At 45.4% G+C, this 11,431-nt stretch carries 9 protein-coding genes and 1 pseudogene; 1 reads left to right on the top strand and 9 read right to left on the bottom strand.

Annotation, left to right across the window (positions count from 1 at the left end):
* Positions 1 to 1,396 precede the first annotated feature (1,396 nt).
* The 8 genes from QT984_RS25630 to QT984_RS25665 form a co-directional block, all read right to left on the bottom strand.
* Positions 1,397 to 2,665 (bottom strand): WcaI family glycosyltransferase, encoded by a 1,269-nt coding sequence (locus QT984_RS25630; protein ID WP_333056580.1) that lies wholly within the window; start codon positions 2,663 to 2,665, stop codon positions 1,397 to 1,399.
* A 161-nt stretch (positions 2,666 to 2,826) separates the two neighbouring features.
* Positions 2,827 to 3,264: an ATP-binding protein gene (locus tag QT984_RS25635; RefSeq protein WP_333056578.1), complete on the bottom strand. Its 438-nt coding sequence runs from the start codon at positions 3,262 to 3,264 to the stop codon at positions 2,827 to 2,829.
* Positions 3,265 to 3,810: 546 nt separating this feature from the next.
* Complete coding sequence (locus QT984_RS25640) at positions 3,811 to 4,809, bottom strand: sugar transferase (RefSeq protein ID WP_333056577.1); 999 nt, start codon at positions 4,807 to 4,809, stop codon at positions 3,811 to 3,813.
* Between the two features lie 397 nt (positions 4,810 to 5,206).
* The gene (locus QT984_RS25645) at positions 5,207 to 5,875 is read right to left on the bottom strand and encodes a DUF3318 domain-containing protein (RefSeq protein ID WP_333056576.1); all 669 of its coding nucleotides are present in this window, start codon (positions 5,873 to 5,875) and stop codon (positions 5,207 to 5,209) included.
* A 748-nt stretch (positions 5,876 to 6,623) separates the two neighbouring features.
* Positions 6,624 to 7,679, bottom strand: a complete 1,056-nt coding sequence (locus QT984_RS25650) for a hypothetical protein (protein WP_333056575.1) — start codon at positions 7,677 to 7,679, stop codon at positions 6,624 to 6,626.
* A 300-nt stretch (positions 7,680 to 7,979) separates the two neighbouring features.
* Positions 7,980 to 8,345, bottom strand: coding sequence for a type II toxin-antitoxin system HicB family antitoxin (locus QT984_RS25655; protein ID WP_333375212.1), 366 nt, complete (start codon positions 8,343 to 8,345; stop codon positions 7,980 to 7,982).
* Positions 8,317 to 8,586 (bottom strand): type II toxin-antitoxin system HicA family toxin, encoded by a 270-nt coding sequence (locus tag QT984_RS25660; RefSeq protein WP_333056573.1) that lies wholly within the window; start codon positions 8,584 to 8,586, stop codon positions 8,317 to 8,319. Before QT984_RS25660 ends, QT984_RS25655 begins: the two co-directional genes overlap by 29 nt.
* Before the next feature lie 84 nt (positions 8,587 to 8,670).
* Positions 8,671 to 10,080 carry a ferredoxin:protochlorophyllide reductase (ATP-dependent) subunit N gene (locus tag QT984_RS25665; RefSeq protein ID WP_333056572.1) on the bottom strand — a complete coding sequence of 470 codons (1,410 nt, stop codon included), beginning with the start codon at positions 10,078 to 10,080 and terminating at the stop codon, positions 8,671 to 8,673.
* Positions 10,081 to 10,189: 109 nt separating this feature from the next.
* Here QT984_RS25665 and QT984_RS25670 point away from each other — a divergent pair, with 109 nt between their 5' ends.
* Entirely contained in the window at positions 10,190 to 10,480 is a 291-nt protein-coding gene (locus tag QT984_RS25670; protein ID WP_333056570.1) for a hypothetical protein, read from the top strand.
* 86 nt (positions 10,481 to 10,566) lie between these two features.
* Here the strand turns inward: QT984_RS25670 and QT984_RS25675 are convergent.
* Positions 10,567 to 11,431 (bottom strand): annotated as a pseudogene (locus QT984_RS25675) (DUF5331 domain-containing protein); the annotation flags it as partial.

An 11,431-nucleotide genomic window follows, 5' to 3' on the forward strand; every position in this document is an offset into this window, starting at 1 on the left:
TTAATTGTTATTGTGGGATGGGCGTCCCGCCCGTCCTTTTTGGACGGGCGGGACGCCCATCCCACTTTCAAGAGTGGTAGTTATTTAATTCTCATTCCTAAGCTGTGGAGCATTTAAACCATTAACGCTCCAGGTAAGGTGCGTCATTACAGAAGTGTTTCCCGCATAAGCGCGTAAGTGTTCACTCCTGACAACGAATTTTTTTATGGTACCCGCCACGTGATTTATCCGTGGAATCAATCGAAAGCATCTCAAATCGAAAACCCTCACGCCCCCGCATTTATACGTGGGGTCAATTCTTTCATCTAAAATCTAAAATCTATTGACGCACCATACAAGCCTCGTTACTGGTTTAAATGCTCCACAGCTTAGGTAGCTTTACCATAATTATCCTACCAGTTTTTTAAAGAGTCACAGGCTAATTAACTGGTATATTTACTATTTATTAATGTTATCTATCCTCGATTTTATTAACAATCATAAATTCCCTGGGTAATTACTTTGCCGTGACCTAAACTCCAAAAATCATGAGCGAAAGTAGTGACAGGTTCCTTTGTATAGAGAGTTCTCAGACGATACAAAATTCTTGAAATTTCTTTCTTTTTGGTATCAAAACGGTTGGATAGGATTGCTGGCTTCTCTATACTCTGCATGAAGTCTAGCAATTTTTTTAAATTGATAGTCCCGATTTTGATTGATTTCTATTGTTTGTTTTTTTTGAGCTTTTCGTTCACATACCCATGCTTTTTTAATAGTTTGGCAACTAACGGGAGACTAATGGTAAAACCTGCCGCCCGTAATCCAGAAGCTATTTCTTTATGCGTCAAATTAGTTTCTTTGATTCATTCATTCATCGGGTATCCGGCTGTGAATTTTTTAAAAGTTATAAAAAGGCTGCATCAATGCCTATTTGAGTAGACAGAATACTTTTTCTTCCCCCTCCTTTCTTTCTGATCCTGGAACTATTGAGTGTCGGTTCGTCCATTTTTTCTAAATCTTCCAATCCCTTGATGAGGGTATTTCGACTGCATCCCACAAGTTGCATTACATAGCTAATTCCACCCCACCCTAATTTTTGAGTTTAAGAAAGCTGCATACCTTATTTTATCCTTTTCTGATAATGATTTATAAAATTTTATCATTTATGAGTCAATTGAATTAAATAAAACATGAGTTTAAAAGTCAATTAGAATAGTTAAGGAGAAAAATCTGTTGTGAGTCTATCTGTCTAGGAGTGAAAATTGTAATCTCACACTTTTTTTATTATATTCATTATAACCGATAACTCATCAATTTATTGATTTTTCATTCCTAAGTTGCTATTCTACACCCATCTTACTAATTTTATCTTGTCAACTGGATCGATTTCATTTACCGGAGCGATCGCCCCTAGCGATCATTTCGGCAAAGGCTCCAATATTTTCTCACCATGACTCGCTGCCACCGCCGCAAATAAAGCTTCATAATGATTCAAAGCTTCCTCAAATCCGTAATTCTCTACAGCATAACTTCTGCCTTGCTCGCCCAACGCATCCACCTTAGCGGGGTGCAAGTACAAATCTTCAACTGCATCAGCCAAAGCCTGCGGATCTTCCGGCGCTACCACCACCCCGCCACCGCTTTGCTGCACTGCTTTCTGGGCCGTACCAGTTTCGGGAACCGACGCCAAAATTGCCCGACCACTGGCGAGAATTACTTGAATTTTTGAAGGCATATTGAAGTTAGTAACGCGACGCTTTTGTACGACTAAACTAACATCAGCAGCAGCTAACAATTCCGGCAATTTTTCTCGCGGTTCAAATGGTAGCAACATTACATTATTAGCTTTGTAAGTTTCGCAATCTTGTTGCAAGCGCGCCAGTGCTGTTGATTCCCCCACAATTACAAAAGCAATTTCGGTTATGTGTTTCAAACGAGCCGCTGCTTGGACAACTGTTTGCAAGCCTTGAGTTAGGGCAATATTGCCAGCATAGAGAACGACAAATTTGCCCTTGAGTTTGTGAGTTTCTCGAAATGAGTTACTTTCCTTGGGTAAGGGCCGAATGAAATTGACATCAACCCAATTGGGAACGCAAACTATTTTTTCCGGGGGTACTCCCTGAGAGTGCAATTTTTTGACAAAACCGCTGTCGATGACGCTGACTTGGCTGGCTGTGTTGTAGGCAAATTTTTCTAAGGCGTCAGCAATGCCAACTAGCAGTCCGTTTTTTTTGACCAAGCCGACGCGCACGGCTGCTTCTGAGACGATATCCTGAACGTTGAGGACGATCGGGCAAGCGCGAATCCAGCCGTAAAAGGCGACTGGGACGCAAATCGGTAAAGGGGGCATTGTCGAGAAAATCACGTCGGGACGCCAGCCTCTGAAGGCTTGGACGGCGCTGGAGACTACAAAACTGCCGTCTAGCACAAGTCGGTCTAGGAGGCTGGGGTGGGGGCCGTTGACGCGCAGATAGCTGCGCTGAATTGTGACGCCGTTGTGTTCTTCGGTGAGGTAAAATTTGCCCTCATATTGCGGATAAATCCGCCGCTGCGGATAGTTGGGCATTCCTGTGACGACTCGGACTTGGTGGCCGCGCTTGACTAAGCCTTGCGCTAGTTCTGTCATCAGGGGGGCAATGCCGATCGGCTCTGGATAGTAGTTATAGGAATAAATTAGAATACGCATAATATTTATTTTGAAGCAAATTGTCCTCCAGTCGCGTGCATCGAGCCTGCACCCGCACAATTGCAGACGATGTGGTTGGGTTCCGGGTAGGACAATAGGGAGCGAGGGGATCTTCCACTGCTTGCGAAAGAAGCCGCCCTTACCGGGCGGGTATCGCGCCCTCAGCTAATGTTTTTTCGCATTACCAGGCAGTTGCGGCGATCGTCGGTACGGATATACCGAAGGTCGTCTGTGAGCTTGTACATGAACACCAGTCCCCTTTCTCCTTCTCTGTCCAAAGGATCGCGCTGCTCTTGCATAATCGAGTGCAGCTTTGCTTCTAAGTTGAAGGGTTGACCCCTGTCCCAAATCCTAATTTCTAAGTAATCGGCAAACACTTTTACCTCAATGTCTATGGGCGTTGTGGAGGGCAAGTTCTGGTGAGCGTGGCGGACAGCGTTTGTAAAGCCTTCGTTGATTATCAGTCGGCACTGCCACCAAAAATCCGCTGGTATCATGGGCAAAACGATATTCTCCAACCATTCCAAAACGGATGTTAAAGCATTCAGGTCTGTTTCAACCTGCAGGTGCCACTCGGCCTTTGGTTGCTTGTCTTTCATCTTTCTTCCCCCAGGTCGGCCCCCACCACCGCTGTACTCAGCGCCGGAGGGAGAGAAAAAGGAGGGCAAGGTCTTGGCAACATATTAGTTAAGTCAAGCTTGAGTTGAAGAAGCCCGTTTTGCCTCAAGGTGAGCATTCCTTTCGCACCATTTACTCGCACAGCAAATGAGAGACTTCCGATACTGTAACCCGCCTCGGTAGGGCGTTTAAATAGGGAAAATTTCCGAGTCAGCTTGGGAGGCAGTGATTTAAGCTTCGACTGTGTTAGCAGTCGCTACTTTTCTAAACACAGGTGAGTTCTTCTCGTCCTCGAAAATCATGCTGGGATCATTCGAGTATGACTCGAACTCGTCAATTGCTAATTATTAATGCTCTGATTGCAGAGCTGGCAACTAGCTGTGCATTTTCTGGGCGTGTGAATTTTAACACTTAATGCTAACCTAGGTATCGCTAGCGATCGTCTGCTTGACTAAGTATCGAGTTCGAGTTCCCGCCCCCCGTCGGCAACACCACCTCAAAGTTCAGCGGTGGGTTGTTGAGGGTTCCTACACAGCGCCACTATTTTTGTTAAACAGGACTGTTACAGTTTTAACAATTAGTTTCAAGTCATACATCAAGCTCCAGTTTTGTTGGTATTTTAAATCTAAACGGATGACATCTTCAAAATCGCGGACTTGAGAGCGACCGTTGACTTGCCATTCCCCTGTCATCCCGGGTTTGACATCCAAACGCTGCCACTGAGGGACTTCGTAGCGCTCAACTTCGTCTGGGGTAGGCGGTCTGGTGCCGACTAGACTCATTTCGCCTTTGAGCACGTTCCAAAACTGCGGCAGTTCATCGAGGCTGGTTTTGCGTAAGATGCGCCCGACTTTAGTAATCCGCGGGTCGTTGTCATTTTTGAAAAATGCGCCAGAAGCCTGGTTTTTGATTTGGGCTTTCATAGCTTCGGCGTTGGTACACATCGATCGAAATTTCCAAATCCGAAATTGTCTGCCCATCCAGCCACAGCGGGTTTGACCGAAAAATATCGGGCCTGGATCGTTGATAGTGATGGCGGCAGCTATGGGTACGAGCAAAATTCCTGTAATTATCAAACCGACGATTGCCCCAACGATATCTATCAGCCGCTTCACCCACGATTGCACTGAAGGGTGGGTCATCGGTAGCTGATTGTCCGAGGGCTTGGTCTCTGTGGGAGTTGAGGTTGGAGATGGCTGCTCGATCGTCAGCACTTGATCTAGGCTGGTGAGAGCAAATACTGCCATCACCTGCGGCTTGAGGCTTCGGAGCACCAAGTCACTCTCTCGCTGTTTGGCAAATTTCAGATTGCTGACTAAAGCACCTATCCCGCTACTGTCGATGAATGTCGTCTGACTGAAGTCTAGGACAATCTTGCTGGGAACGGTGCTGCCCGAAAAAAGTTGCTGACAGGTTGTCTTGAAGTTTACGGCTTCAAGTACGCTCAAGCGCACGGGTATGTGAACTGAGGGAATCTCGTCCGAGTACGTTACCCGAAAATCTGCCTCTGGGGTTTGACTGACCATGAAGTCCTGGTTTCAAATTTCAAGCTGATGTCTTTAGCCTATTCTGTCCTAGCAGCTCCACCTTTACCAAATATTATGGTTAACAAAAGGCTAGCTTTATACAAACTTTACAAAAATGCCTGCCAACTCGCCCACCGAGAATGATATCAAAGGCAAAAATAGACTTAAGTCTACCAGTGCCAGTTTTGGCCTAAAGATTTTTGAACATCGTCGAGGCCAAACTTTGACATCGGAATCAAGATTTTTGTGGATTCAGGCCGATTAATCTTGTCGTTAATCATTTTGGTGCGTGTCTTGCACCGGATAGCCATCGCAGTTAACAGTTAACAGCTAACACCGAAGTCAACAGTTAACGGTTAACTGGAAAACCCCCGTAACAAGCGTCGGGGGGATGAGCTTAAGAATTGTAGACGTTTTCTGACTGAGAGGTTTCGCGGGTGATGGGTTTGACTTTGGCTTTGGCTTTGGCTGCGTTGCGTTTGAGGGCCTGGAGACGAGCTTCGTATTTAGCCCGCTGCTGTTTTTTGGAGGTTTGTTCGATTAAGGTTTTTAAGGCGCTGCCGAGGCTTTTGTAGGCGTTTGGGAGAGTGTAGCCGAAGCGGGTGGCTAGGGCGAGGGCTTTTTCGTCGGCGTCTATTGCTTCTTTTAAACTTTTCTCTCCGTTGTTTTTTTGGTAAAGTCTCCAGCCGGAGACGCCGCACAGGGATAGGGCTAGTAACAGCAGCAAGCCGTCTTGCACCCAAAGTTCGCCGACAGCGCCGCCTAAACCAATGGCGAGGGCTGCCATTTCCCAACCGTCTCTGGGAATGGTGTCGTTTTGGATTCTGGCGACTTCGTGCCAAAATAGGAGGTTCCGCTGATCCATTGCTAGCTGTTCCCAGCGGATCAGGTCTATTTGGATTTCTACCTGGTCTTTGCCTATTTCTTCGCTGCGGATCAGGGTAGGATTAACTTCTATTGTTTTTTCTACTGTTACCCAACTTTGGAGTTCTGGGGGCAGTATGTTTTTCAAGCGCCGGATCTCACTCATCTCGGCTCTTGCTGTAGAGGTTGCATAGGATGTCATAGCTCCGGCCTATTGATTTTCCAAAGGTTAATATGTGTATATTTCTGGAGTATAGCAAACCTTGAATCCAAATATAGTCGAGTAAGGAGGGGTCGATCGACCAATACTTGCAATTTTACTTGATTCTAGTTTAAGGGGGCGATCGCAACTGCCGACTCGATCCTTGGCTTTCGGCTATTTCGTCAACAGTGCGGTTTCTGGCCGCAATTTCGGCCAAGCCGACAAAACTTCCGGCTGAGAAGTTATGCCTTTTTGAACTAAAACAACTCCGTCAAATACTTCAGAAAATCCCTACAAACCTCGCCGTAGAGCTTCATCGGTAAAACGCACTCCCCCCCGAACTATACCCTGTCAATCCGAGCTTTTAAATTCTTCTGCTGTAAATGCCACAAGTCATAATCGACAGCTAATTTTAAAAAAATGGCGACAACTTAATCCGTGTAAGATGAGTCTAAAACCTTGTTGTATCGTCCATTAAGGGATATCTTTTTAGGGCAAATATAGTTGTGCAACTATTCTTTTTCTCCCAACATCCTCTCTTTTTTTGCCTCATTTAACATTCATTTTTTTCTCTTTTTTTGCTACATGAGCGCGATGATCGCCCACAGTCGGGTGTTCGATCGCGCTCATGTAGCGAGTCGGCTCGCGCGCTGCTAGCACTAACTAATGGTCTACCCCCTTTCCTTCTTGTAGTGGAATTACCACTTTTCGGGGATTTACACACATCATTCAGACGGGATTTCAATGATTAAAGTGACTTCAAAATACCGCTTTCCAACTGATAAATTGCTGCCATGATTCCGCTTTCAGGATTTGTGAGGAGGGACTTTTTGACATCTTTCAAGTATTCTACAATGTGTTCCCGCAAAATCGGTCTTTCTACTTTGACTGTGTGATTGTAATCCCACAAGTCCCAAATGATAATTCCGATGCCGACAATCGGATCTATTAAACTTACTCCCAACTGACTAGCAACTGTACCGCCTGTTTTTGTTGCCATTTTGGCGGCGGCTTTGCTGGCAACTTTTGCCGTAACTTTGCTGCCAACTTTAGTTGCAACTCCCAAAATTAAGGGTTTAGCAATTAAGTAGCCGCTGCCGCCAACTAATACTTTTAATGATAAATTCGAGACGTTTCCTTTGTCGCTAATTGTGGTGGCAATATCGTTCAGATATTTGTCCCATTGTACTTGCGGTATATTATAATTATTTTGAACTACTTTCACATTTTTGCTAACTTCTGATATATACAAATTAGCAGTATCTTGAGTGATTAATTGAAATCGCAGTTGAGCGTTTTTGGGTACCAGCACGCGGTTAGCAAATTCTCTTTGAAAGTCTTCGGTTAATTTTTCGGAAACAGCACGAGATGCTGCTGTCATATCAAATCTGTTGAGTACGGCAGATTTCACGAAGTTAAAAGGTACGGTAAACTCCATCTTTTTTTGAGTGAAGTAATCAAAGTACCAATCGAGGAAACTATTGTCAACCCGCGCGATTACTTCAGTTTCCCATTTGTCCAACTCTTTTGAGGCGAAAGTTTCGGCTGTTATATGGGATTTTTGGATGGCGTTTTTTATGTCTTGGTTGACTTTGCTGAAATCGTGTGGCGGCGAGACTACAACTGCTGTGGTTCCGGTATTTGTTAGTGACTGGGAAATTAGAAAGTTACCGAATAGGGGAATGATGACTACTAGAATTACGATCGTCCAAATCATCGGTGTCACAGTTTTGATAAACTGACCGATAACTCTGAGACGTTCTGTTTTCTCTGAATAGCTAATTTCTTCCTTGTCTTGACTCATGGCGGTTTCTCAACTGATGAGAGTTGGGCTAGTTTCGATTATAGGCGATCGTACTTGCGATCGTGTTGCGGGCGTGTAGCCTGGGATTCTGGAAAGGCAGGGGAAAAGTGCGCGCGAGCGAAACTACCCCACAGGGGATGGATTCAAAAGTACGATCGCACTCTTCATCCGCGTTAATCTTTGTTAATCTGCCTGCATTAGCGGTTCATAAAAAAATAAAAAAGCGTGAAGCGAAGCTATCCCGCAGGGAATCGCCCTTGAAGCGTGCCTCAAACTTGATAATCCTTATCTGATTATATTTTAGCCTGCTTTACTTAACACAAGCAGAATGTACTGGTCAAGACTAACTCCTTCCTTTTCCGCTTTTTCTGCTAAACTCAAATGTAGAGATTTAGGAATCTGTAAAGATAGACTTCCACTATACTCAACCTCGGTTGCAGGTAAAGGAATCTCATCGCCGCACTCATAAGCAGTCTCTATCCACAATTCCCTAGCTTCCTGAATATTCTCCATCGCTTCGGACAAGGTTTCACCCTGAGACATACAGCCAGGAAGGTCTTTTATTATAGCTGTATAACCTTCTGATTCTGGATAAAAATTGATAGGATATTTCAGGCTCAAGTAATAATCTAGGGATTTAAGCTTGACTTTCATCTTCTGATTCATCGCTCCATTCCTCTAACTTCAATAATGCCACAATTTGCTTAACGTAGACTCCTTTTACCTTCTGACCGCCCTTTTTAGGGACTGTAATCTTTAATCCATCGGCATTTCGGAAAGAATGGTGACTTCCTTTCGATCCCTTTTCTTCAAACCCAAAAGCAGTTAGGATATAGCACACATCGTCAAACCGCACTTCTGGTGGATTTGCTAAAAATTGTTCTACCAGTTTTCCTAACTTGCCCATAAATTTTTATGGATGCTTATACTATTCTAATAAATAAGGGCGGGCATTGCCCACCCTCCCTATGAATCAGGTGTAATTCAGAAATTAAATCTTCGCTTCATTCTTCACCAAATTACCCCAACCCAAATCCTTCAGCGAATTATTCCGGCGCAGCGGACGAGTCACCAACTCCAAAATATCCCGCGCATTACCAAAGCCGTGAATCTGAGCAAAAGTAAACTCAACAGACCACTTAGTATTAATTCCCCGCGCTTCCAAAGGATTAGCGTGAGCCATACCAGTAATCACCAAATCAATATTCTGCTCGTAAATCCGCTGCAACTGATTGTAATTGTCTGGTTTCTCCACAATCCGAGGAGTAGGAACTCCCATCTCGTGACAAGTCTTTTCTAACAAAGCCAATTCAGCCGCCTGATAGCGCTTGTCCATGTAAGGAATGCCGATTTCCGGGCAAGTCATGCCGCAGCGAATCAAGAAACGTGCTAAAGAAATCTCCAGCAAATTGTCTCCCATAAAGAAGACAGATTTACCGCGAATTATTTGCAGGTAATCTTCCAAACCTGCCCAGATTTGCGCTTCCCGTTCGTCCAAACCTTTTGGTTCAATTCCCAACACTGAGCAAATCTTTTCAATCCAAGCGCGAGTTCCGTCAGGGCCGATCGGGAATGGCGCACCAATTAGCTTACACTTGCGGCGGCGCATCAACGTAGAAGCAGTACGCGACAAGAACGGATTCATGCCAGATACATAATAACCTTCTTCCAAGACTGGCAATTCAGTGTAGCGCTTGGAAGGAAGCCAACCGGAAACTTTGATTCCTTGCTTCTTCAATTCTAGAGTTAGCTGAGTGACAACTGGGTCGGGCAAAGAACCGAAAAGTACCAGCGGTGTGTGCTTGACATATTCCGATTCATCTGCTGCAACTTCCTCTTTTTTCTTGCCGAAATTCAGCAGTTGAGAGATAGCATTGCGTTCTTGTTTCTGAGATTCCATCACGGGCGCTTTCTCAGGACATTTAGCAGCCATCGCTGCTAAAACGGTATCTTCCCCTTGAGTAAAAGCGTAATCCAAGCCGTTAGCGCGCGCTGTGACGATGGGAATGCCAATTTCTGCTTCGAGTTTCGGCGCTAACCCTTCCAAATCCATTTTGATGATTTCGGTGGTGCAAGTGCCGATCCAGACAATTACACTGGGGTTACGATCGCGCTTAATTTGCAAACACAGCCGCTTCAACTCATCATAATCGTTTAACTGAGCGGAAATATCCCCTTCTTCCAACTCAGCCATCGCATAGCGAGGCTCAGCAAAAATCATCACGCCCATGGCGTTTTGCAAGAAATAGCCGCAAGTCTTAGTACCGATGACCAAGAAAAAACTATCTTCAATTTTTTGATAAAGCCAAGCTACGCAGCTAATCGGACAAAAAGTGTGATAATTGCCTGTTTCGCATTCAAAGTTTAAAGCTTCCGGTTCATTAGTAGTAATAGCAGTCATATCTCAAATCTTCTCCCTTTAAATTGTTTTTCGTCTCGAACAGGAATTGCGGCGGAGCGAGGAAACACCTGGATTTTGCGATCGCATCTCTTGCTGCGGACAAGCATAAGTGGTTTTTCAGGTTGTTTTTCCTCTCGAACGCGAACAGGCGCAGTGGCGAGGAAACACCTGTGAAAGTGCGATCGCGCTGAAGCAGCGAACAATAATAGAAATACCTGGTTTTGGCGTAATTTCTCTGAAAAATAGATGCAGCAAACTCAATATTTCCGCAGCCGCCGCAGCATCCAAAATTCTGGCTAAAAAATTCTGCGCGAGGGCATACAATCCCTCACAGCAGGGATTTAGTTTACTTCAACTCGCTAAGGCAAAAAGCCTTTTGGCAGTTGTGAGTTGGAGCTAATTAAAAATTAACAACTCGCAACTCACAACTCACAAATAGAGCGGGAAACTTCAAGACTAGAAGAGACGCGGGCGATCGCAACAACCTCACTTAAAATCAGATAAAAAGCCGGAAATTTCTTCATCTTCATCGTCGGAATCCAAATCACCGAGATCTAGAGCATCTAAATCATCTTCATCTGGATCTCCGGTAGTTGCTTCCCCCAGATCGTCGAGTCCGAGATCGTCGAGGTCATCGTCATCAGATACAGAGAAATCGTCAATACCGTCATCGTCCAAGTCGCCCAGATCCATGTCTAGGTCATCTGAGGTCGCTGTCCCAAAAGGATCGGGTATTTCTTCGGCGACAAACTCTGCATCTTCTTCCCCAAACGGATCGGAAATCCCCGATTCGAGATCTCCAGAGGTCAAAGTCCCAAATTGTGAGGCTTCATCTTCCTCGTCATCGCCGAGGTCGAGACCGCCCAAAGCCGAGGCTTCATCTTCCTCGTCATCGCCGAGGTCGAGACCGCCCAAAGCCGAGGCTTCATCTTCCTCGTCATCATCGCCGAGGTCGAGACCGCCCAAAGCCAAGGCTTCATCTTCCTCGTCATCGCCCATATCAAAGTCAGATACGGCGTCTTCCTCATCGTCGCCCATATCAAAGTCAGATACGGCGTCTTCCTCATCTTCGCCCATATCAAAGTCAGATACGGCGTCTTCCTCATCGTCTTCTAGACCGAGACCGTCCAAAGCCGAGGCTTCTTCCTCATCGTCGTCCATGTCGAAGTCGGAGACCGCTTCTTCCTCGTCATCGTCCATGTCGAAGTCGGAGACCGCTTCTTCCTCGTCATCGTCCATGTCGAAGTCGGAGACTGCTTCTTCCTCGTCATCGCCCATGTCGAAGTCGGAGACTGCTTCTTCCTCGTCATCGCCCATGTCGAAGTCGGAGACTGCTTCTTCCTCGTCATCG

Origin of the sequence: Microcoleus sp. Z1_B2, assembly GCF_036700325.1 — a bacterium.
Classification (GTDB): Bacteria; Cyanobacteriota; Cyanobacteriia; order Cyanobacteriales; family Microcoleaceae; genus Microcoleus.

Excerpts from the sequence above, each read along its gene's own strand:
- QT984_RS25630 (WP_333056580.1), bottom strand. The coding sequence starts at position 2,665 with ATGCGTATTCTAATTTATTCCTATAACTACTATCCAGAGCCGATCGGC.
- QT984_RS25635 (WP_333056578.1), bottom strand. The coding sequence starts at position 3,264 with ATGAAAGACAAGCAACCAAAGGCCGAGTGGCACCTGCAGGTTGAAACA.
- QT984_RS25640 (WP_333056577.1), bottom strand. The coding sequence starts at position 4,809 with ATGGTCAGTCAAACCCCAGAGGCAGATTTTCGGGTAACGTACTCGGAC.
- QT984_RS25645 (WP_333056576.1), bottom strand. The coding sequence starts at position 5,875 with ATGACATCCTATGCAACCTCTACAGCAAGAGCCGAGATGAGTGAGATC.
- QT984_RS25650 (WP_333056575.1), bottom strand. The coding sequence starts at position 7,679 with ATGAGTCAAGACAAGGAAGAAATTAGCTATTCAGAGAAAACAGAACGT.
- QT984_RS25655 (WP_333375212.1), bottom strand. The coding sequence starts at position 8,345 with ATGAATCAGAAGATGAAAGTCAAGCTTAAATCCCTAGATTATTACTTG.
- QT984_RS25660 (WP_333056573.1), bottom strand. The coding sequence starts at position 8,586 with ATGGGCAAGTTAGGAAAACTGGTAGAACAATTTTTAGCAAATCCACCA.
- QT984_RS25665 (WP_333056572.1), bottom strand. The coding sequence starts at position 10,080 with ATGACTGCTATTACTACTAATGAACCGGAAGCTTTAAACTTTGAATGC.